Raw genomic sequence first — 23,071 nt, forward strand, 5'->3', positions numbered from 1 at the left:
CATTACTGTGTTGCATGTAAGCAGATATAAATAATTTTGGAGAATTAATGCGAAACGAATATGACGTTGTTATAACTGGCTCAGGCCCTTCAGGTTCTGCAGCAGCAAAGGGGCTTGTAAATGAAGGACTGCACGTCCTGGTGCTGGAGAAAAAGAGACTTCCCAGGTATAAGATATGCTCAGGTATTATTTTCAAGAAATCCCAGAATATTACCGAGAAATATTTTGGAGTTATCCCAAAAAAAGCATACGTTACTCCTGAGTATTTAAAGGGAGTCAGATTCTGGTCTGAAAATGAAAATTATAAAGATTATCCTTTCAACAAAGATGGTATTGGAGCTCCGAATGTGTGGCGGTCAGAGTATGACTACTGGCTTGTTAAAAACTCCGGTGCAGAGATTAAGGATTGCTGCGCCTTAATAGACTTTAACGAGTCAAATGATTATCTCCTTCTTAAGATACACGATATTTTAAACGATAAAATAATTGATATCAAGTGTAAGTACTTAATAAGCGCGGAAGGTGGCAAATCTTTAATCAGATCAAAGCTTGATCCGGGATTTGAAAAAGGTCTGAAATGGTTTACTGCTTACCAGAATTACTTTGAGGGAAGTTCAAACCTGAACCCGAATTATTATCACGGTTTTCTGGAACCCCAATACGGTGAGGTCTACGCGTGGTTCAGCGTTAAGGATGGTTTGCTAGTCTTTGGTACTGCGGCAGCGAAAGGAAAAAAGATCAAGCCTTATCTTTTGAAATATACAGAGTTATTGGAGAAAAAATTTGATCTAAAGTGTGGAAAGATGGTTAGAAAATCGGGCTGTATTGGAAATAACATGAGCCCGGAAGGAAGGTTTTATCTGGGCAAAAACAACATCCTGCTTGTGGGCGAAGCAGCAGGGTTTCTTAATGCATTTGGCGAGGGCATTTCATGCGCATTGACTTCCGGCCTGTTTGCTGCTGAAGCTATAAGCAAAAGTATCAAGTCAGACAGCAATACACTTGAACTATATGCAGAATTGACAAAACGGGAGAGAAAACAAACAACTGCATCATGGAAACTAGGCGCAAGACTGGCAGGCAGAGATCTGATGCCGATTTAAAGTTCAGGGTGAAACAATGGATATACTCCACATAACTATTTTAACTCTTTCATTAATGATCATGTTTGGAGGACTTGCGGGAATAGTGCTTCCTATCATTCCAAGCACACCCTTGATATGGGTCGGCGTATTGATATATGCCGTTTGCGATGGATTTAAAAGCATAAGCTGGTCCCTTGTCTTGATCTTTGGAGTTTTAACTATTCTCTCAGTTATCCTTGATTATTTTGGAGGCGTAATAGGGGCAAAAAAATATGGGGCCACAAAATGGGGATTGATTGGGTCTGTTATCGGTGGTATTGCCGGTTTTTTTATGGGTGGAATAATTGGACTGGTTTTTGGTCCTTTCTTTGGCGCTGTCCTGTTTGAACTAATCTTTGGCAAGGATTTCAGGAGTTCGCTTAAATCGGGGATTGGGACCCTGGTCGGTTTTCTTGGTGGTGCAATAGCAAAACTGGTTATTGGCGTCATTATAATAGGCATTTTCATCTGGAAGGTGTTTTAGAGAAACAAACTATGATTCTACATAGAGAACTGGATATAGGAGAGCTTTCTCCCTGTCCATATCTGCCGGACAGGAAAAAGCAGATCAGATATTTTCTTGCAAGCGAGTTGAACGAATCTGATATTTCATTCTTACTTGAAAAAGGATGGAGAAAATTTGGTGTATATTTTTTCCAACCTTCCTGTCCCGATTGTCGCGAGTGTGTTCCTGTCCGAGTACTATCTGATGAATTTCATCCTTCTAAAAGCCAGAAGCGTAATATGAAAAAGAACAGGGACATTGATGTCGTTTTCGGTCCACTTAAATTCAGTGGAAGGGCCTTTGAGATCTACCAGAACCATTCAAAACAACGTTTCTCACAGGAATGCAATCTGGATGAATTTATTACCAGCTTCTTCTCACCCTCCACCCCAAGCCTTCAATCAGAATACTATCTTAACGGAGAGTTGATAGGTCTGGGTTTTCTGGACAAAGGTGAGGATTGCCTGAGCAGTGTCTACTTTATATACGACACAAAATTTTCTCATCTTGGATTGGGGACTTTCAGCATATTAAAAGAGATATACCACACTCAATCGCTTGGATTAAAATACTATTGCCTGGGTTATTATGTCAAAGAGTGCCAGAGAATGGCGTACAAAAATAACTTTAAACCGAGTGAACACTATAACTGGTTAAAGGACAAGTGGGAAGTCACGCTGGTATGAACAATTTCCCAATACCTGATACAAACACCATAATTGAGATCATAAAAACAGATAGTAAACATGTATCATCAATTATAACGCCTTTGCATGTTTGATAATTTATCCCTGTGGTCTAATCTCTCTTCGCATTCATCTAACCACTTTTTAATTTCGTTAACCTTAAATGGTTTGCAGAACGTTTGACAGCCAAGTCTATTAGCGTGTGCAAGGGTTTCGTTTGTCCATCTCCCTGACATGACTGCTACATTTTGAAACTTACACCCCATACTTCTTTGATGTTCTATGAATTCTAACCCTGTCATATTGGGCATATTAATATCAGTAATTACGATAGTAGTACAATACTCTTCCGGGCAGTCACACTCCTGATTTAAATACACGGGGCTGAAAAATGGCTCAGATGAAGCAAAGACTTCATATCCCCGATCTTTCAATATTTCACAGGTTAAACTTCTTATAGAATCATCATCTTCAAGAACAACAGCTTTTATTTTCATTTTCTATATTCCCCCTTTCCTTTCAGGCTTCGTAGCCTCCTCACAAGGTTAAAGTGAATAAAACATATCAACTAATTCTTTCCTTGTTATTTTATGGTTCATTTCTCAACAAGTTCTATCAGCTTAGATTGATTTCTTCATAAATCACGGTAATCTCATACTAATTACATATTATGGTTTTTAGCACAATTTTATGCGCTTTCATTGAACAATTTGAAATGAAAGGTTATGTGGGTAGTACTATCAGAGTAAGATGGTACTACATGTAGTGCAACATGTCAAGTATATTATTTTATTCCAATTGATTTAAAACGATCTAAAATAACATGGTATTTATACACCTCATACTGTAAAATCCTTCTTTAGAAAGGAAGCATAACAGTGGTTATCAATGTAGAACAAATTAAAAAACTGATTTTACCGTTGCTCTTAGCAGTATTTGCCGGCTGCGCCAGCACAATTAAACTTTCAGAACCCCCGTATATAACCCTGTCAAATATTAATATGCTTAATGTGGGTGTTTTTGAACAACGCTATCGTATTTTGATACGCATTCAGAATCCGAATGATGTTGTAATTCCTATTAAGGGTATGAGCTACCGGATATTTATTAACGAAAAAAGTTTCGCACGTGGCGTAAGTAACAAGCCAGTGAACATTCCGGAATTCGGAGAGGAAGTTATTGAGATAGTTGCGGCCAGTGATCTTACCAATATACTCAGACAGTTTCAGGAATTGATGACTGGCGGTACAAAAAAAGTGAGTTATCGTCTGACCGGCAAGGCCAAATTGGCAAATCGGATGCGCAAGCTCCCATTCGAATACAAAGGAGAACTTGATCTGAATCTGGACAAAAAGGATGGAAGCAACTTTTTTTTAAGCAACCCATGATCTCTTAGAAAGTTTTCTCAACTATGAAAAATAAAGCAGCTGGAATATATACCCATTACGAACAAAAGTTAATTGCTTAACCGTTAAATTGGAGCTTCAAGAGCTGCATGAAAGCATCGAACCGCCTGCTCGATGACGCGCCCAGTCAGGACGCTTTTCAGCATAATCTTCTTTGTCTGGTTGTTCATCATAAGGGTGGCGCAGTAACTCCAGCAATTCATTGACCATCGAATTGTCACCCTGCTCTGCCTTGTCGATTGCAAGCTGGGCCAGGTAGTTTCGCAACACATATTTTGGATTGATGGCGTTCATCCTTCTACGTCGTTTATCGTTTAATGTACCGTCTTTACGCACACGCTCTCCGTAACGCCGTATCCAATTACCGATACGCACTACATGATCATCAGTTAACTGATCAGGCACGTAGAAAGCATTCATTAGAGTTTCCGGCAATGTAACATCGCGTACATCACCCATTGGTTTAAGTTCAAAATCGATCTTTGCAAGCTGTCGAAAAAAAATTGTAATGTCTGTTTCAGCTAACTGCAATATCGCCTGTAGCTCCGTTACTAATTCGTCGTCAGTTTCAGAGTCGAAAGCATTCAGCCCCAGTTTTTTGGCCATCATGGATTGCCAACCATATTCGTACTCTTTTATATAACTCTTCAGTACTCCTTTTAATAGTTCTGCCCGCTCGACCAATGGAGAGATGGCATGGGAGAGTTGAGCAAGGTTCCAGTAAGCAATTTGTGGCTGTTTGCCAAAGCAATATCGATGAAGTCCAGCGTCGGTTGTGTTAGGGGTCCAGTCGGGGTCATAGCCTTCCAGCCAGCCATAGGGGCCGTAGTCAATCGTGAGGCCGAGAATCGACATGTTATCAGTGTTCATAACACCATGGACGAACCCCACACGCATCCAGTGTACAACCATCTCTGCTGTTCTGCGGCAGACCTCCTCAAACCACGCCAGATAAATATCAGGAGACGGTTCACCCAAATGGGGAAAATCAGTACGTATGGTGTAATCTAACAGCTGTTGCAATACATCGGTTTCTCGACGCGCTGCAAAAATCTGAAAACTGCCGAAGCGTGTAAATGATTGGGCGACACGGCAGACAACGGCTCCCGGTTCAGGCCTGGAATTGCCATCATAAAACATATCCCTGACAATCTGCTCTCCCGTAGTTACCAGACTTAACGCTCGTGTCGTGGGTATTCCCAAATGATGCATCGCTTCGCTACACAGAAACTCACGTACTGATGAGCGTAAAACAGCAAAACCGTCTGCCATTCGTGCATATGGTGTTGGGCCGGCTCCTTTTAGTTGTAATGTCCACCTCTCTCCATTATGATTAACTATCTCACCAAGATTTATAGCACGACCATCTCCGAGTTGTCCTGCCCAGCTGCCGAACTGATGGCCACCGTAACAGGTGGCATAACAATCCATAGCAGGCAGCAACCGGTTGCCTGAAAATACCTGTACAAAATCATCAGTTTCGCAAATGCCACTTGCAAAACCCAGTTTCTCAGCCACTTCCCTGGCATAGGCAACCATCTGCGGCTGAACAACTTTTGTTGGTTGTACACGAGAGTAACAAGCCCGTTTTACCTGACGGCGATAGTTTTCCGTTTCGGGGTCGGCGGGTAGTTCACGCATAAAGCTATTATCAAACGTTAAGGTATCCAGAGTCTGCGCTTCCAATTGAGTATTCATCTTGAATAATTAAATGGTAAAAATTAATCTACTATTTTCATTATACATTTAACCGTTTTGATTACAAGAATCTGCTAGTATTGAATAATGAGAATTAAAAAAATTTTGGTAGATGTGTATTAGTGTTCGTTATCTCTGACATAGTCTTTGCGCATAGCAGGCTGCACCAAATAACCCGATATCTTCCCGGCAATTTAAATTAACCGGGATCATTTGAAGCAATTTTTCTTGTGTAGGAGAATTACAGAATTCTTGTATAAAATAATTATTGTTAACAACTTCCGGGTTTTTTGCAGCTATACCTCCTGAAATTATAATACCACCTGTTGCATATACGGATAATGCATAACTCCGACACGCTCTGGCATAAAAACGTGTAAACAGTTTAAGAGCAGAGCTGTTTCTTGAATTGTCTCTCATTACGTTTTCCGGAGTTAATCTCTGCCCAGATAAAAACTCGTGAAGTAAGGATATTCCAATTCCACTTACAACCAGATCACCAGACAAATATGGTATATTCAGCTTTTTAGTAGCAAAGTTTTCAAATTCCAACTCTTCTTCCCCAATAAACGGAAATGCTATATGTGCACCTTCCGATGCCACCGGGATATAATCATGTTCTTCTTTCTTTGAACATTTATTATAAACCAGTGCGCAATGTCCAAGACCTGTTCCGGCACCAATAACCGCTTTTGTACCTTCATAATCACTTTCACCACTTTTTATTGGAATCGTTTTTGAATATATCTTTTTCGTTAAGCATGCATACGCTTGAGCGACGAAATCATTTATAATAATACATTTTTTCTCTTTGATAGAGTTCAAATCTATCTCCCACTTAATATTGGGAGGAGTACATTTATTATTTCGGACAGGCCCAGCCACAGCAAAAACCACAATGTTATAGTTACATAATTCACAGAACGAATTCGACTTTAAATCCAGAAAATTCTGGACTAAATCATTAAAAGAAGAAATATTGTGACTTGCAGTATTAAATGATAAGATATCTACCATTTCCAGTGTCTTCCCAAGGCCTGCCTCAAAATGAGCAAACCGACTGGTTGTTCCACCTATATCTGCAGCAAGAATACTGATTGTTGTGTTCATGATTAATTGCTTGTATTAGTTCATAAGTTAATGATTATCAAATATAACTCAAGTACAAATTGATAATAGTTTTTATTTCTTTTCTATTGCACCGGCAAATGTCCAGAACGTGGACGTACCTCCTCTTCGTCTCAGGACAACAATGCTTCCAGTTTCATCCTCTAAATACACCTCTTCACCCTCATCCATAATAAAGATTGTTCCATTATCCAGCATCTCCTGAACAGCAACAACATCGTCAATTCGTTCTGCCAGCAATTCAAAAGATTCTTTGTTGATAGCCCCAAACCACCCTCCTTTAGTAATATACAAATCGGATGCGCAGATTTCTGTTGTAAAAAACAGGGTGATTAAGAATATAATAGAAATAATTGCTCTCTTCATGAGGTCATTCCCCTTTCTATAGTTAATGTTTTAAGAGTGACAGCGGTTAAATACTGTGGTTCTCGTCTCAATAATTTAACCTGTTTGTACAAGTAAGGTAGCTATTCTTCGACTATCCTCGGTATGAAATCACACTATTTTAGTTCTTCGGAATGAAAGAGTCTCAAGAGATCCAATAAGCTTCTCCCCGTGAAAACAAGGAAGCATTCGGGTATGACGTAAGTTCAACATATTCCACATTCCGTTTCAGAAAATTCGTATACGTTGCATGCTTGTATACAGTACATATCAATTTTTTTTTAGTTTAATTTCTGGATCTTATAGCCTAGTAAAAAATCATTGATTTATAACCACCCCTTGCCCCTCCTTCTCAAGGAGGGTGTCAAAAGACTCGATACTTGAGATCCGAGAAATAGGAAATATTTCTCAACATATAAAGCAATTACAAAAATATTTATAATCATAGTCCAAGAAACCGAATTGTTATTCCACAGAGACAAATGGTTGCACCTGCCAGGGCATGAGTGTATCGCTCCAGCCTTCCCAGAGGCAGTAGATTTGCCCCCAGAGAGAGAAGTATAACAATACTCAGCATTGTTGCAATCGTCACAACACCGAAAACACCGGTTACCAGCACCATACCAATAGTACTGCTCTTTGCCGCAGGATATATCAGTAACGGAATCAGGGGCTCACAGGGACCAAATACAAAGATGGTAAATAGTATCCATGGAGTAAGGTTCTTTGCTTTTTCTCCCTTATGAACATGTAATTGCTCTTTACTATCATGCTGATGTTTATGTTTATGAATTGGCATACTTGCGTCTCCGTGCGCATGCCAGTGTACGTGCGGACGGTTCCTTCGTGCCGTGAATACTCCCCAGATAAAATACCCCAGCCCGAAAGCTATGAGAAACCATGCCGCAATTCCACCGCGAAAGGACTCAATTGCACCTAACTTATTTAAAGATATTCCCAGAGCGACGCCTATTATACCTAAAACTACAGAACTCAATACATGGCCTATCCCACATAAAACGGTTATGAAGGTTGTTCTGGTCAACGACCATTTCTTTGCCCGCGCCATTACAATAAAAGGCAGATAGTGGTCAGGCCCGAGCATTGTATGAATCAGGCCTATTGATGCCGCCGTAATTGTGATAACAGTTATTTCGTGCAACTTTTATATTCCTTTCAATATCAGGGTTAGATTCCCTGTCTGTTGCCCAAGTATGTTTTTCCTCGGGAATGACAGCTAAATCGCTTGTTGTTATTTTACCGTCCAGCCCATCTTCCATTCCTGACCCTGATCAGAAATCTATTTTTGTACATATTTCAGTACAGGAATAGCAGGTAGCATAATTTAAATATTTGTAGCACAGATACACAAAAAAACATCAACGAAAGTCTTTACCCAGAGTAGTCGTTGTCAGCTTTCCATGCATTACCCCTTTTGTTCCGATAAGCCTGTCAGCAACTATCTTTATTTCCCTGGCCTTGCCTTTCACCACTAAAACCTCCAGGCAGTTATGGGAGTCAAGATGCACGTGCATGGTGGAAATCATAGAAGCGTGGTATTTGTGCTGAATGTTTGTCAAAGTATCTGTTAATTCACGCTTGTGATGGTTGTAGATAATGGTAATAGTCCCAACAGTCTCTCCTTCACCTGCCTTCCACTCCTCTTCCACCAGGTTGCCTCTTATCAGGTCTCTGATAGCTTCTGATCTGTTTGCATAACCTTTCTGGCTTATATACTTATCAAATTGTTTGAGAAGTCTGGCGTCCATTGAAACCCCAAACCTGACTAAATCATCCATAATGCAAACCTTATCATCGTGTTACCATTTTATATTTTGTACCACTAATAAGCACAAAAGTCAATGTGTAGTTTCAACATCATAACCCAATACGTTGAAAAAAACCTGTAGATTAATGACCTCCCTCTTCCCCGTCCTTCTCAAGGTGGGATCCAAAAAAAAGCGCTTCTCAACGTATTAGATAATTAGATCTCAACCCTATCTCCTTCTTGACGAAATACCATGTTTCATGTATTATGCAGCGGCAAGTATTCAAATAACCTTTGTAAAGTCCACTTGCTGGAGAAAACGAGCTGGATTCCCGCTTTCCCGTCCGAACGGAATTATCCGGGTTGGTGCGGGAATGACAATGTAGAATTTGTCATTCCCAACTTGATTGGGAGTCTAATAAATATTGAGATTCCTAAACATCAAGTTATTTACATAAAATCGCTTTAAATGATACAGGAGACATTAATATGGCAGATACACATTCACTTGACATTGTATGTAAGGTAGAGATACACGAGGTTAAGAACGCGGTAGATCAGGCCAAAAAGCAATTGGCGGTAAGATACGATTTTAAAGGAAGCAAATCGTCAATCACCTTGAATAAAGATGACTCCATAACGTTGATCGCCGATGATGACTATAAACTTAAAAGTTTAACAGATATTTTGACTGAAAAACTTGCAAAGAGAGCAATCCCATCAAAAGCCCTTGTTTTTGGAAAAACAGAAAAAGCCCTGGGAAATACTATAAGGCAGGTTATTACGTTTCAGTCAGGCATTCCTATGGATAAAGCAAAAGAGATTGTAAAACTTATAAAAGGCATGAAGCTGAAAGTACAATCACAAATTCAGGAAGATAAAATCAGGTTATCAGGAAAAAAGATAGATGATCTGCAAACCGTTATGCAGACAATCAAAGACCAGGATTATGATTTTGCAGTGCAATTCGAAAATTATAAATAGAGAATCGAATTATACAAATTAACACAAAAAACAACAGGTGTGGTTTTCGTTCAATTCTGGCAAACTTGAACCGTCACTGAATAACCCGGTGGATTAATGAATATTTTGCACTCTTTCTAGATCCTTACTCCTACCTTCTTGAATTCCTTTTCACTGTATAACATTACGTAATCGTCAAGACCGGTTTTCTCTTTTATGCTGTTTATAACGTTTTCACACTCTTCATCAGTATAACCATGAATCATGGTAAATACGTTATACTCCCAACCTGGAAATGTCGGACGTTCATAACAATGTGTAACCTCTTCAAAAGCCGCCATTATTTTTCCGCACTCATCCACCTTCTCCTGAGGAACCTTCCATACTGTCATGGCATTAGAGTTTATCCCTATCTTCCTGTGAGCTATAGAAGCCGCAAGCCTCCTTATCTTTCCACATTCCAACAGGGACTTTAATCTGTCTATAACTTCTTCCTCAGACATACCTAATGCATCTGCTATATCTTTGTATGGGGTCTTTGTCAGGGGTAAACCCTCCTGAGTATGTTTAATCAGTTTAATATCTAAATCTTCTGTCATAAATTATCCTTTTTTGTATATTTTAAATTTCACACCTATCTTATATTTCTTAGTCGTTGGCAGCATGCGGACATCAAAACCGGTACGAGTCTCTATCTCTTTAATATTTTCTTCAAGCTTTTCCTGTGATGGTGCCGACATCGTAAACCAGATATTAAGAGGAAGCTCTTTGTTTTTCCCTTTTCTTAAATAATTATGAGAAACACCGCTATACCCGTTTATCACCTCAGCTACATCATCAATTCTGTCATCAGGTACCTGCATCGCCGCAAGTGTCGCAGAGTTTCCAACAGCCTGGGTATTTATAATAGGGGCAAGACGTCTGACGTATTTACCCTCAACCATAGCTTTTATTTTTTCAATGACCAAGTCTTCATCAAGATCCAGTTCATTGGCAATATCCAGGAATGGTCTATGTGTCAATGGAAGATTTGATTGAAGCCTTTGTAGTATTTTTTTTTCAGTATCGTTTAATGCCATTTTATTAAATTTCCCACCTTAAAAAATGTACGGAACCTACGCAACGATTTTTGTTACGCCTAATTATGCATTCCCGAATGTACTATCTCTTTATCACTCACCTGTTCACGTGAAAGATCTTTATTTTCATTTAACCTTCTTTTAAACTCTTCAATGCCAATTTTTCTTACTAATTCTCCAAAACGTTTTTCTTTCTTTTCATTCAGTAACGCGTCTACACACACATCCAGAGCCTTGAGTACTTCGGATTCATCTGCAAAGCCTGTAAGGTCGTCCGCAAACCGAGGATGTCTTCCCAGCTTACCTCCAATCATTACGCGAAAGCATTTTTTCTCTGTCTTTATCGTACCGGTAGGACAAACCTCGGCACATAAGCCACAATGTACACAACGATCATAGTTAATGGCAACAACCCTTTTCCGGTTTTCAGGCTGCCCGGTTTGCCCATCTCCTGTTACTTCCGCCTGTTCATTTGACATTCCCGTAATCCTGATAGCACCTTCTTTACAGGCCCTCAAACAATTTCCACAACCGTTACATTCAAAAGCGTCATCCACAATTACTTTAGCCCTGACGTGTACACCAAAATCCCTGATTTGAGGCATGGAACAGCAGTTCGGACAACTGGAAATCGCGATCTTCAGCCTCTGATGAGGAAGGATTTTACCATCTATTCTGTTGATCAGTTTTTTACTGAATTCGATCTCTCTCAGCCGGTTTTTCATTTTCTGACGAAGCCCTTTGACTCCTTCTATCAAAAACGGACATTCAACATCTTCTCCACGGCATATTTCAATAGTGTACATTGCCGGAAGCCCGTCTTCCTCACTATATTCATCTGACCTTTTCAGGATTTCAAATTTATCTTCCCCCATTTTTGAGTCCAGAGAGAAAGGATTTGCGTTCATAACCCCTTTATCGCTTTTAACACTTCCGGTACCCATAAAACCTGCCTTTGCGTCTTCAACATCTTCCAGGGTTACAATGCTCTTCCCCTTTTCACTGGCACGTTTTTCGATCTTTGATCGAGCCATCCTTCTTACAAATATGGGTATTTTTTCAAGCCTTAAACTTGCCTCTTTATCCCATTCCATTAAACTTAACTCCCTTAAAAGCAGAAAACTTTCTAAAACAAAGCCTTAACGGTCATATATATTGAAAATTATAAAAGACTTCATTATATTTTATACTGACTTTTAGTCAAACAAAAACTAGTAGCAGATTTTAATTGAGGATATTCTCAAGGTAGGAAATTATATTTTCTGCAATATCCGATTTGGTTTTTAATGGCCTCGATATTTTACTGTCTTCTGTAACCATGTACGCAATATGGCGGTTGCAGGAGATGTTTTTGTTATCATTTGCTACGATTATGTCAGCCCTGTTCTTTTTTAGAAATCTTCTGGCTGTTTTTATCAGATCGTCTTTTGTTCTGTTTACCTCTAATTTAAAACCAACAAGCTGTGCATCCGGCCATATATCCCTGATAATTGCTATGACCTTTGGTGTTTTTACCAGCTTCAGTAACCATTCTTTCTTTTTTGACGGTGTTTTGTCAGGTTTAACCCTGGCCGGCACATAATCAGCTACCGCCATTGCGTGAACAATAGCATCAAATTTCTTTCTCTTCAATTTTTCCTTAATAACCTTAACCAGATCATCATTCGTTTCAATTTCAATCAACTTAAGCTGTGAAGGATTTATGTCCTTGAGATCTTGAACTAAAGGAAACAGGCTATCTGCACCGTAGACATAGGTAACTATCGCACCTCGGCTCATGGCAACATGTGCTATTTCCCTGCCAAGCTTCCCTGTTGAAGTGTTGGTTATGTATCGAATGGCGTCCAGATAGCCACGAGTTGAACCAGAGGTAATAAGAATATTTTTCTTTTTGAGGAGGGGCATTTAACGTCTTTAATCCTGTAAATGCTTGACATTAAAGAGGGTTTTTAAAGTTGATACCGGGACAACCCTGGTTGCGAGTACCCGGTATCAACAAGTATCTATCAGCTATTCCTTTTTATTTTCCAACTCAATAGTATTTACTTCACCAAATCCAGTTAACGGTTTATCAAATTGCTCCACATCTCCAATAACGAGCAATTTAATATCGTCGGGGCGTAAATACTCTTTTGCCACACGAGCTATATCTTCTTTAGTAATTGCCTTTATATTATCCACATAGGTATCAAGATAATCTAATGGCAAACCTTCGTATTCTATCCCTACCATTTGACCAACGATACTTGCACTCGATGTAAATTTAAAGATAAACTGGTTTATGTAGGTATCTTTTGCCAGTTCTAATTCATCATCACCAACGTGTTCTTCCCTGATCTTCCTTACTTCATCCAGGGCGAAATTTATGGCTTTTACCGTCGATTCACTTTTAGTCTGGCACGATGCGAAGAAGAAACCAAGATCTCTTGGAGTATGAAACCCACTGTACGCCGAATATGCCAACCCTTCATCTGAACGAACTTTACTCGGAATTCTGGAGGTAAAGCTTCCTCCTCCAAGGATAAAGTTCATTATCTTAATTGGGAAATAGTCTTTGTTTAACCTGTTTATGCCTAAATGGCCAAAAACCACGCTGGCCTGGTTCACATCTTTGTAAATATAATTTATTGACCTTTTGAATTTTTTCTCAACTGCTGGCACTTCCGAAAAATGTATTTCTCTCTTTTTCCAATCTGCAAAAACAACCTTTAGCTTTTCTAATATTTCCTGTGTATCAAAATCACCGGAAATACCCATAATAACATTGTTCGGGCAAAAGTACTTTTTATGGAAAGCAATCATGTCATCTCTGGTTATACTTTCTACGGTCTCTTTATACCCTATTATTTTCCTACTATACGGATGGTCCGCCTTATAAAGGATCTTCCTGAACTCCCTGAAAATAATCTTGCTGGGGGTATCATTTTCCCTTCTTATGTTTTCCAGTATCTCATCTTTCTCCTTCCTGATCATATCTTCAGGAAAAGCAGGGTTCATCAACACATCCGCAAAAACATCCAGACCTTTGTCAATATCCTTCTTCATTGTAGAAAGAGATGCGCTACCTGATTCTCTGCTAATGCCGGTCTCAACAGATGCGGCAATAAACTCCAGTTCTTCATTCATCTGTTCCGGCGTTCTTGTCTTTGTACCACCTCTTCTCATTACACTGCCAACCAGATTTGCAAGCCCTGCTTTCTCTTCAGGCTCATAAACGGCTCCTGTCCTGAATTTAGCTGTAATTTTAAAAAGAGGCAATTCGTGGTCTTCAAGAAGGTAAATGACCATGCCATTGTCCAGAACCACTCGTTCAGGCCTTGGCGGAGTAAACTCAATTGGTTCGTATTCAAACTTAGATACTATCTTTGCCCCCTCAGATTGGGGTGCGGTCATAACCGGTTCAATCGCCTGTCCGCTATGTTCATCATACGCATAAAGTGTTTTTGCCTGCCCAATAGAAAAACCTGACAGCATGATAATGAAAATAAAAAAATGTCTTAGTGAAAAATTAACTTCCTTTGTTTTCATGAGCTGCACCGTTTCCTTTCTTTTTATTCACTAAGATTGCTACCGTTCTGTTGGTCTTTGTAAAATATTTGTTTGCAACACGTATAATATCTTCCGGCGTCACAGCCACTGTCTTCTCAACAAGCGTATTAATATATCTCCAATCTGAAATCGCTTCGTATGAAGAGATTTCACTTGCCAACCCTGATGCGGATTCCAGGCTCCTTACAAAACCGGCTTCCAATTGGTTTTTAATTTTTTGTAATTCATGGTCAGTCACAGGAGTCGTCTTCAGCTTTTCCAACTCTTCGTATATTGCTTCTTCAACCTCTTCAGCGGTATGAGGATGTCGAGGCGAAGAGAAGAAGATAAATGTATCTGGATACTTGGATGCTCCACCATACGCGTGGGCCATTACGGCAATACGCTTCTCTTCTATCAAACTTTTATACAGTCTCGAAGTTCTTCCATTTGACAAAATTGCCTCGATAACATCAAATACGTATTGGTCCGGGTGACCGACAGCAGGCTTATGATAGGCAATAGACAGTACCGGATTGGCGTCGTATTCCACATAAACCCTACGTTCTCCTCTTTGCTGCGGCTCTACGGTTGTAACAGAGGGCGGTGCAGGTTGACGCTCAATATCACCAAAGTGCTTCTCAATAAGATCAACAACTATATCAGGATTAATATCCCCTACAACGACGATTACCGCATTGTTAGGCGAATAGTATTGCTCAAAATATTCTGAAACATCCGCCTTTTTCATATTCCGAATATCCGACATCCAACCTATAACAGGCCAGCCATAAGGATGGGCAGTAAAAGTGGCGGCATTCAGCTGCTCTATTAACAGGCCGAACGGACTGTTTTCCGTGCGCATACGTCTCTCTTCCATCACAACGTCCCTTTCAGAGTAGAACTCCCTCAAGACGAGATTTTTCATACGGTCAGACTCCATAAATGCCCACAATTCAAGCCTGTTTGCCGGCAGGTTGCAGTAATAATACGTTGCATCGTTCCCGGTTGAAGCATTAAGCCCTGTAGCACCATTCTTAAGATAAATAGACCACATTTCATCCTTCACGATCAAGTCTTTCTGCTTTTTCCATACATCTTCCAATTCCTCCTGCAGTCGTTTGAGCTTTTCGATGTCTTTATCATTTCCTTTAGACTTTTCAAATACAATATCAGACATGAGCTCATCCTCTTTTGCCAGCAGAGGTTTTTCGCTGTTATAATCTTTAGTCCCGAAAATCTCTGTACCTTTAAACATCATATGTTCAAACAGGTGAGATGCGCCTGTTATTCCCGGACGCTCATTTACTGAACCAACTTTGTAAACGATTCTGAGTGAGACTATTGGAACATCGTGTTTCTCCAACATTAACAATTTAATACCGTTATCCAGTTTGTGCTCTTTTACATCAAGTTTCAGCTTTTGGCCAAAGGCGTTTGCACAAAAAAAGAGTATTACTGAGATAACAATAATTTTTGTTCTGAACTTCTTCATCAAAAAGATCTCCTCTCTTATAATTTATATCCGGCAGTGAATAGGAGTATACATGAATTTACACTTCTTTTATTCTTATCAAGCTGCTAAATACTGCTACAATAGTTTCACAAAGAAAGTTCCAATCAAGTTATGAAAACTACCTGTAATCCTTCATATTGATAAAAAGTAAAGCTGAAAAATACTTGATAACCGGACAAATTAATCATCATACCAGAACCCGCATTTATCCTTAAGATGTGAAAAGTGATCTCTCACGCTGAATGGATATAACTTACACATATGAGGCCTGCGATCATGTTCTTTACATATTGCATAGCCACTTTCGTCAAACAAGAGGCTGGGGCATCGTATTGAAGTATGGCAGCAACCGCCACATCGTTTACACTCTCCTTTTCTTGTCTCTACTGAATGAGCTACTTCTTTTTTGTTAAAGAAGTAATAAAACCTTCGCCATATCTGATGTTTTAAAGACAGAAAAAAGATATCAATTTTTTGCAAAATACACTCCCTCCTTTTTTAAAGTGTTATTTTAATAACTTTATTGATTAAATCAAATAAAAACATTGACAGACACCTGCTCGTGTGATATATCATAATGTTTAAATTCTTTAGATAAAAGAAACAGTATTAATACTTTCATAATCAATTTTTTGACATTTAACTTATAACCATGACTAAAACTTTTCTAGCAAAGAAAGAAGACCTACAAAGAGATTGGCATGTTATTGATGCCACAGATAAAGTCCTGGGAAGAATGGCAAGTCGAATTGCCATGATACTTCAGGGAAAAACAAAGCCTATATACACACCGCATGTTGACACCGGTGATTTTGTTATTGTAACCAATGCGAAGAAAATAAAATTAACAGGTAACAAAATGAATGATAAGGTTTATTACACTCATTCAGGTTACCCCGGAGGGTTCAAGGAGCATCCTATAAAAAAATGGATGGAAAAACATCCTGATAGAATAGTAAATTTAGCAGTAAAAAGAATGTTACCAAAAACAAAGCTCGGAAGTGCCATGTTAAAAAAATTAAAGGTTTATGCCGGCCCTGACCATTCTCACGAGGCCCAGCAGCCAAAAATTCTGGAAATTTAAATTACTATAAGGAAACAAAATGACTGACGAAACAAAATTCATTTGGGGCACTGGCAGACGCAAAACTTCTGTGGCAAGGGCCAGAATAAGAAAAGGTACCGGAAAATTTATTGTAAACCGTAGAGAACTGAGTGATTACTTTGGCAGGGATCGTGATCAATTTGTAGCCCAACAACCATTAAAAACCACAAAAACAGACGGGCAATATGATGTTTTCATAAATGTCCAGGGCGGAGGCTTAACAGGTCAGGCCGGAGCAATTTCGCTGGGCATATCAAGAGCTCTTTTTAAAGCAGATCAGGAACTTGCAGAGAGCCTGAGGGGTGCCAGTCTCTTGACGCGAGACAGCAGGATGAAAGAGCGGAAAAAATACGGCAAGAAAGGTGCAAGAGCAAGCTTCCAGTGGACAAAAAGATAACAGCTTATTTATTTTTATTTAAAGATAGTAGCCAATTTGTTTTCTAATAGAACTTAGTTGTCAGCTTTAAATATTCATTTAGTTCCACGTTATAGAGCATCCAACCATTTTATTGCTGACACGGCGGGCCCCCTCTAATTAACGCTCCTCACAGTATACGGGCTTTATGCAATAGCCGAAAGCACCAACTAACAGCCTCAATGGATTCTACATCTACTACTCTACTTCTTTGCCCCCAACCGAGATTACAAAATTTCCCACTCAAATCTGCTTGTAAAAAATCGCCTCCATATATTTACACCTATTATATTGGCAGCCACAAAGCGGCGGCCAATGTCCAGGATGAGGAATTCACCATTGCCAGGTTTTTCGTTAACTCGAAAGTTGGCAACAGATTGAGCAGATGCAAGAAGAAACACTCCAGATCCTGGACAATGTCATCAGAATAGACATAGCCCCTTGTTTTCGTCAATCACCGAATATAGTTTGAAGCTTGCCATCAAACACCTACTCTGTAAAACCGGCTCCGCCCATGAAGAAATTGTCTGGGGCAGTAAAACATTCGGATACCGCAAAATAATATAAGACATGTCATAGGCTTGCCTGAAAAATTACATTGTCAAGAAGAATTGACACAATAAATCCCATACCAACCACAACCAGTATTTTTACAACTTTTCCTTCAATTGCCACCAGTATTTTTGTCTTTATATATCTTGTCCACTGCCACATCATAATCGGTCGCCACATTCATCCTGTCAAATTCTTTACGGAGAACACGGTGGCAATGACTGCAGGATTGTTTTAACGCTCTTAATCGCGGAACAGTTCCATCAAAATCTTTCTCCTTACACGTTTTAGTAATCCTTGCCAGCTGATCTTTAAACATCTCTTGAAGCTCAAAAAAGTCTTCCGGGATTTCATCACTGGATAGATCCAGCGCACCAAAAGATTTCTCTATATTAGCACACAAAGCCTCAGCATCAGCCCAATCACCTTCACCCATTTTACGTGTAAGTAGAGTTGTATCGCTCTTTATCTGTTTCATATGTTCTTTAAATCCAAGTTTAGTGTACCATTGAGCATTTTCATCACTATCATTCCCGACTATCTGCTCCTCTACCTTTCCACAAGACAGGACAAAGATTAAACCAATTATTGAAAACTTCAAAATATTTCTCGTAAATTTATTGCTATGTATTTCCATGATGTAAATAAATCCTTCCTACTAAAATAATATGTTTGTTAATTATGCGTTGCGAACACACGAAGAACAGGAGAGTTTATCATTATCTCCTGTAACAAAGATATGCCGGAACATTGGATACTGCCATGGTAAATACATTTATCATATAGTTACCAGAAATATATCCATTGTTAATAATACTTTACAAATACCCTTATAACCCATTTTACAAGAAAGGCTACATTTTGTCATAGACAAAATGTAGCCCCTTGCTATTAACAGCTAACTTAATACCGCTTATTAATCAAATACAAACTGTTCAATCTAGAAAAGTCCCTTAACCCTGCCGGTTTCCACATCAACATCCACACGTCTGTAAGCAGGGTCTGAGCAGGTACCCGGCATGAGTTTCACTGTACCGGCAAATGGTACCACAAACCCGGCCCCTTTGAACGTTAGCACCTCCTGGATATTCAATCTCCAACCCTTCGGAGCACCCTTGAGCATTGGGTTATCCGTGAGGGAAAGATGTGTCTTAGCCATACATATTCCAAGCTTGGAAACTTCCGGATCAACGTCCATCGCCTTGATCTTTGCCTGAGCAGTCGGAGAGTAGTCCACTCCATCAGCACCGTAAACCTCTGTGGCAATCATATTTATACGCTCGCTCAATGGGGTTTCCAGCTCATAGAGAAACTTGAAGTTGTTCTCATCGTTACATGCATCTACCACGGCATCAGCCAGTTCCAGTGCCCCTTCTCCTCCTTTTTCCCAATGCTTGGAGAGAGCAACACGTGCTCCGGCATCTTCTACCACCTTTCGTACCGCATTTACCTCATTATCCGTATCGGTATAGAAGTGATTTATACAGACCACAGGGTTTATACCAGCCTTCTTTACCACATTAATAAGGTGGAGTAGATTCGTTTCCGCCCCTTTCACAGCAAATTCAACGTTCTCTTCCTTGTAAACTGGGTCCAGAGGATGTCCAGGAACAGGAATCGGAGCACCACCATGGCTTTTAAGCGCCCTGATAGTGGCAACAAGAACCGCTGCATGAGGCTTGTTTCCTGAGAAACGGCATTTCAGGTTCCAGAATTTTTCAAATCCTATATCTGCTCCAAAACCGGATTCAGTTACATTATAATCACCCAACTTCAGCCCAAGCCTGTCTGCTACAATCGAGGATTGGCCAATGGCAATATTGGCAAATGGCCCTGCATGGACTAATACCGGCTGGCCTTCAATGGTCTGCATCAGGTTTGGATTAAGCGCTTCAACCATCCACGCAGTCATAGCACCATCAACTTCTATATCGGCAGTTGTAACAGGTTTGCCTGATTTATCGTAAGCCAGCACTATTTTACTCATCCTCTCACGCATATCCTTCAGATCTTTTGCAACTGAGAGTATAGCCATAATCTCGGAAGATACAGCAATGGCAAACCCTGACTGCATCATAAACCCATCCATCTTTCCGCCTATACCGATAGTGATATCCCTGAGCGCCTGTGCACAAAAATCTATAATCCACTTGAAATTAATATTATATGGATCAATATTAAGACGTTTCAGATTCCGTTTTGCAAGCTGTTCGTCGTTATAGTTAAACTCATGCTGTATCCTGGATGTAAGCGCCACCATGCCCAGGTTATGCGCGTTCATTATCGCGTTAATATCCCCTGTCAGTCCCAGAGAAAAAGGAGTTAGCGGGATACATTGAGAAAGCCCGCCACCAGCGGCAGAACCCTTAATATTCATAGTAGGTCCGCCTGAAGGTTGACGAATAGCGCCTATAACATTTTTGCCTCTTTTTCCCAAACCCTGTACCAGACCCATAGTGGTAGTAGACTTTCCTTCACCCAGAGGAGTCGGGGTGATTGCAGTCACATCTACATATTTCCCATCCGGTTTACTTTCCAGCCGCTTAATTGCCTTGTTAAAATCAATTTTTGCCACATAGTGCCCGTGAGGAAGCAGTTCATCCTTCTCAATACCCAGCTGCTCAGCTAACTGATAAACAGTCTTCATCCCGGCTTCAGAATCTTCCGCTATTTCCCAATCCGCATGTTTGGTCGGATCCAATGCCATAATAATTTACCCTCCTTTTAGATTATAAACTAATAAACTAATACATTCTGCAAATTATACAACAAACTAACATTTATTAACTAAACGCAATAAATTATTGTTATCATTTTTCAAAATACGACGAAAATGTCAACATTTGCAACTGCAAAGACAATAAACCTTTCAATTATATTGATAAAATTTCCAGGGTCAAGAAATATATATATTACACGACATTTACGAGGTATTGAAAATTGCATAAAACTTACCGCAGACTAATGATAACTATCTACAAGGCAATAATACTTCCAACATAACCCATGGTGATATTACGAACCAGAGGATGAAAACGAATCGAGTCGATTCTAACATTAGCTTATGGCACACTTTAATATAATTAAAAAGTGATTAATTATTTTTCCTGAAAGCCCACTATTCACAGTAGAATTATTGTACAATTATTAGACATTAAACTCTTTGGATAAATTTCTTGTAATATAACAATCCATTTACATCTTTATGTTTGTTATCTAACTACATAGACTTACAGAAACGTAATAAATATCATTAAAAAAAAATTCAATTTGGACCATTTTTTGCTCTTACTCAATTGTACAATTTTCTTATGGAAGTTCATTGTTTTTATAATTTTATCCAAAAGACAATAATATAAACAGGTTTGATGAATCTAAAAGAAGACGAAAAAACGTTAAGACATGCACACATATTTCTAATTCTAATTGATATCCACAATTCACATTGAAAAAAACCAGACCACAGACGATACGAGTTGCAATTTTTCTGCTATTTACAATTACCTTACTTTTACCTGGTGTTTCAATAGCTTCGGAAGTTAGCAAAAATGATCGTAGAATTGTAACTGATTTCTCCATAAAACTTGAAAATTATCATGATGACCACTTGACGGCACTTAGTAATATTTTAAAGTATAGAATTATCACCAATCCCCTTGATCGCATCACAATAGCATCAGCAGTCGGGGATAATATACATAGCCCTCATGCTATTAAAACATCTTTTCCTATGAAACTCGAAAGCTATCATGATGGACATTTGACTAAACTTGGAGATATTTTAAAACACAGGATCAAGGTCAATCCACTAAACCTGGTTGTTTCTGTTTTATTCTTCCTGGGAGTTTTACATACATTTTTTGCAGGTAAGTTTACGAAACTTGCCAAAAAAATTGAGAAGAGACACAGGGAAGAGATAATAAAACAAAAGAATGGTGATAAATACACAGGCGAAGTTGTTGAAGAAGTAAGTTTTATTTCTGAACTTCTTCATTTTCTTGGTGAAGTAGAAGTCATATTTGGGATCTGGGTCATTCCTGTTTTCTGGATAATTGCAATTAATTATGGAATGGAAAATTCTATCCACTATTTTACAAATGCAAATTATACCGAACCTATTTTTGTAGTAGTGATTATGACACTTGCATCCACCAGACCTATTGTCAGGCTTGCAGAAAAGACAATTATCATGATTGCCGGCTTAGGCGGAGGAACGACTGCCGCTGTATGGTTCACCGTTTTAACTGTTGGCCCTATCCTTGGGTCTTTCATTACAGAACCAGGAGCAATGACAGTATCAGCACTTATCCTTGCCAAACAGTTTTACTCAAAAAAGCCTGGCAACAAGCTTGCTTATGCAACTATTGGCTTGCTATTTGTTAATATATCAGTAGGTGGTACCATTACTCATTTTGCCGCACCACCGGTTTTAATGGTTGCAGAAAAATGGCACTGGGACCTTGCCTTCATGTTTACAAATTTTGGATATAAGGCCTTAATCGGAATCGCTTGTGCCAATCTACTTTATTACATAATATTCAAATCTGATCTTAAAAAGATGGGAAAATGGAAAAATGCTGAAGAATCCAATCAAAAGGTGGAAATTGATTGGGACATAAGAGACGATGGTGTTCCTGTTGGAGTAACAATAGCCCATATTTTTTTTATGACTTGGACCGTCTTTTTTGCTCACTATCCGCCGCTATTTCTTGCCGGCTTCCTCTGCTACCTCGGGTTTGCCAAGGCTACTAAACATCATCAAAACCGTACTGATTTAAAACCGGCATTACTGGTAGGATTTTTCCTGGCAGGGCTGGTAATTCACGGAGGATTACAGCAATGGTGGATTGCCCCTGTTCTGGGAAGTTTAAGTGAAGTCCCCCTCATGCTGGGTGCAACCGTATTAACCGCCATAAATGACAATGCAGCAATTACATACTTAAGCTCGCTGGTCCCTGACTTTAATGACAGTATGAAGTATGCAGTAGTCGCCGGCGCCGTTAGCGGTGGAGGATTAACTGTTATCGCCAATGCACCGAACCCGGCAGGGCAGTCTATTCTCCAGAAATTCTTTCCCGATGGCGTTTCTCCAATATGGCTTCTGGCAGGTGCTTTTGTACCAACTATAATTATGGGACTAGTCTTTATGTTGATAGGATAAAAAACTCAGACCAGTAACATTTATCTGTTTCATTAGGATCAACCTTGACATTT

Annotated in this window: 23 protein-coding genes; 8 read left to right on the top strand and 15 right to left on the bottom strand. The window is 39.4% G+C overall.

Going from position 1 to position 23,071, the window contains the following annotated elements:
• Positions 1-47 precede the first annotated feature (47 nt).
• From SCALIN_RS10195 to SCALIN_RS10205, 3 genes are read left to right on the top strand one after another with little or no spacing between them, the layout of a single operon-like run.
• Positions 48-1,103 (top strand): NAD(P)/FAD-dependent oxidoreductase, encoded by a 1,056-nt coding sequence (locus tag SCALIN_RS10195; protein WP_096894397.1) that lies wholly within the window; start codon positions 48-50, stop codon positions 1,101-1,103.
• Positions 1,104-1,119: 16 nt separating this feature from the next.
• Complete coding sequence (locus SCALIN_RS10200) at positions 1,120-1,608, top strand: DUF456 domain-containing protein (protein WP_096894398.1); 489 nt, start codon at positions 1,120-1,122, stop codon at positions 1,606-1,608.
• Between the two features lie 11 nt (positions 1,609-1,619).
• A complete protein-coding gene (locus SCALIN_RS10205) occupies positions 1,620-2,315 on the top strand; it encodes an arginyltransferase (protein ID WP_096894399.1) in 696 nt (231 codons plus the stop codon).
• 68 nt (positions 2,316-2,383) lie between these two features.
• Here SCALIN_RS10205 and SCALIN_RS10210 read toward each other — a convergent pair whose 3' ends face one another.
• Entirely contained in the window at positions 2,384-2,812 is a 429-nt protein-coding gene (locus SCALIN_RS10210; RefSeq protein ID WP_096894400.1) for a response regulator, read from the bottom strand.
• A gap of 381 nt (positions 2,813-3,193) precedes the next feature.
• Here SCALIN_RS10210 and SCALIN_RS10215 point away from each other — a divergent pair, with 381 nt between their 5' ends.
• The gene (locus SCALIN_RS10215) at positions 3,194-3,703 is read left to right on the top strand and encodes an LEA/WHy family protein (RefSeq protein ID WP_096894401.1); all 510 of its coding nucleotides are present in this window, start codon (positions 3,194-3,196) and stop codon (positions 3,701-3,703) included.
• 96 nt (positions 3,704-3,799) lie between these two features.
• Here SCALIN_RS10215 and SCALIN_RS10220 read toward each other — a convergent pair whose 3' ends face one another.
• The 5 genes from SCALIN_RS10220 to nikR all read right to left on the bottom strand — a co-directional run bounded on the left by SCALIN_RS10220 (position 3,800) and on the right by nikR (position 8,730).
• Positions 3,800-5,419: a protein adenylyltransferase SelO gene (locus SCALIN_RS10220; RefSeq protein WP_096894402.1), complete on the bottom strand. Its 1,620-nt coding sequence runs from the start codon at positions 5,417-5,419 to the stop codon at positions 3,800-3,802.
• 129 nt (positions 5,420-5,548) lie between these two features.
• On the bottom strand, positions 5,549-6,529 hold the full coding sequence (locus SCALIN_RS10225; protein ID WP_096894403.1) for a glucokinase: 981 nt from the start codon (positions 6,527-6,529) through the stop codon (positions 5,549-5,551).
• A 72-nt stretch (positions 6,530-6,601) separates the two neighbouring features.
• Positions 6,602-6,913, bottom strand: coding sequence for a hypothetical protein (locus SCALIN_RS10230; protein WP_096894404.1), 312 nt, complete (start codon positions 6,911-6,913; stop codon positions 6,602-6,604).
• Positions 6,914-7,373: 460 nt separating this feature from the next.
• Positions 7,374-8,093: a sulfite exporter TauE/SafE family protein gene (locus tag SCALIN_RS10235; protein WP_203415428.1), complete on the bottom strand. Its 720-nt coding sequence runs from the start codon at positions 8,091-8,093 to the stop codon at positions 7,374-7,376.
• 217 nt (positions 8,094-8,310) lie between these two features.
• A complete protein-coding gene (nikR, locus tag SCALIN_RS10245; RefSeq protein ID WP_096894407.1) occupies positions 8,311-8,730 on the bottom strand; it encodes a nickel-responsive transcriptional regulator NikR in 420 nt (139 codons plus the stop codon).
• Positions 8,731-9,188: 458 nt separating this feature from the next.
• Here nikR and SCALIN_RS10250 point away from each other — a divergent pair, with 458 nt between their 5' ends.
• On the top strand, positions 9,189-9,683 hold the full coding sequence (locus SCALIN_RS10250; RefSeq protein WP_096894408.1) for a YajQ family cyclic di-GMP-binding protein: 495 nt from the start codon (positions 9,189-9,191) through the stop codon (positions 9,681-9,683).
• Positions 9,684-9,799: 116 nt separating this feature from the next.
• Here the strand turns inward: SCALIN_RS10250 and ahbB are convergent, their stop codons facing one another.
• The 7 genes from ahbB to SCALIN_RS10285 all read right to left on the bottom strand — a co-directional run bounded on the left by ahbB (position 9,800) and on the right by SCALIN_RS10285 (position 16,265).
• Positions 9,800-10,261: a siroheme decarboxylase subunit beta gene (gene ahbB, locus SCALIN_RS10255; RefSeq protein WP_096894409.1), complete on the bottom strand. Its 462-nt coding sequence runs from the start codon at positions 10,259-10,261 to the stop codon at positions 9,800-9,802.
• Positions 10,262-10,264: 3 nt separating this feature from the next.
• On the bottom strand, positions 10,265-10,741 hold the full coding sequence (gene ahbA / locus SCALIN_RS10260) for a siroheme decarboxylase subunit alpha (RefSeq protein WP_096894410.1): 477 nt from the start codon (positions 10,739-10,741) through the stop codon (positions 10,265-10,267).
• Positions 10,742-10,800: 59 nt separating this feature from the next.
• A complete protein-coding gene (locus SCALIN_RS10265) occupies positions 10,801-11,835 on the bottom strand; it encodes a 4Fe-4S binding protein (RefSeq protein WP_096894411.1) in 1,035 nt (344 codons plus the stop codon).
• Between the two features lie 130 nt (positions 11,836-11,965).
• Complete coding sequence (locus SCALIN_RS10270) at positions 11,966-12,646, bottom strand: phosphopantothenoylcysteine decarboxylase domain-containing protein (protein ID WP_096894412.1); 681 nt, start codon at positions 12,644-12,646, stop codon at positions 11,966-11,968.
• Positions 12,647-12,751: 105 nt separating this feature from the next.
• Entirely contained in the window at positions 12,752-14,269 is a 1,518-nt protein-coding gene (locus SCALIN_RS10275) for a M16 family metallopeptidase (RefSeq protein WP_096894413.1), read from the bottom strand.
• Positions 14,250-15,764 (bottom strand): M16 family metallopeptidase, encoded by a 1,515-nt coding sequence (locus SCALIN_RS10280; RefSeq protein WP_096894414.1) that lies wholly within the window; start codon positions 15,762-15,764, stop codon positions 14,250-14,252. Before SCALIN_RS10280 ends, SCALIN_RS10275 begins: the two co-directional genes overlap by 20 nt.
• A 201-nt stretch (positions 15,765-15,965) precedes the next feature.
• A complete protein-coding gene (locus tag SCALIN_RS10285) occupies positions 15,966-16,265 on the bottom strand; it encodes a hypothetical protein (protein ID WP_096894415.1) in 300 nt (99 codons plus the stop codon).
• A 172-nt stretch (positions 16,266-16,437) separates the two neighbouring features.
• On the opposite strand from SCALIN_RS10285, the gene rplM reads away from it, so the two are divergent.
• Positions 16,438-16,869 (top strand): 50S ribosomal protein L13, encoded by a 432-nt coding sequence (gene rplM / locus SCALIN_RS10290; protein ID WP_096894416.1) that lies wholly within the window; start codon positions 16,438-16,440, stop codon positions 16,867-16,869.
• A gap of 19 nt (positions 16,870-16,888) precedes the next feature.
• Positions 16,889-17,287, top strand: coding sequence for a 30S ribosomal protein S9 (gene rpsI, locus SCALIN_RS10295; RefSeq protein ID WP_096894417.1), 399 nt, complete (start codon positions 16,889-16,891; stop codon positions 17,285-17,287).
• A 682-nt stretch (positions 17,288-17,969) separates the two neighbouring features.
• Here rpsI and SCALIN_RS10300 read toward each other — a convergent pair.
• Positions 17,970-18,494 carry a hypothetical protein gene (locus SCALIN_RS10300; RefSeq protein ID WP_096894418.1) on the bottom strand — a complete coding sequence of 175 codons (525 nt, stop codon included), beginning with the start codon at positions 18,492-18,494 and terminating at the stop codon, positions 17,970-17,972.
• Between the two features lie 303 nt (positions 18,495-18,797).
• Positions 18,798-20,564 carry a formate--tetrahydrofolate ligase gene (locus SCALIN_RS10305; RefSeq protein WP_096894419.1) on the bottom strand — a complete coding sequence of 589 codons (1,767 nt, stop codon included), beginning with the start codon at positions 20,562-20,564 and terminating at the stop codon, positions 18,798-18,800.
• Between the two features lie 738 nt (positions 20,565-21,302).
• Here SCALIN_RS10305 and SCALIN_RS10310 point away from each other — a divergent pair.
• Entirely contained in the window at positions 21,303-23,018 is a 1,716-nt protein-coding gene (locus SCALIN_RS10310; RefSeq protein WP_096894420.1) for a putative Na+/H+ antiporter, read from the top strand.
• Positions 23,019-23,071 lie beyond the last annotated feature (53 nt).

Source organism: Candidatus Scalindua japonica (assembly GCF_002443295.1).
Taxonomy (GTDB): domain Bacteria; phylum Planctomycetota; class Brocadiia; order Brocadiales; family Scalinduaceae; genus Scalindua; species Scalindua japonica.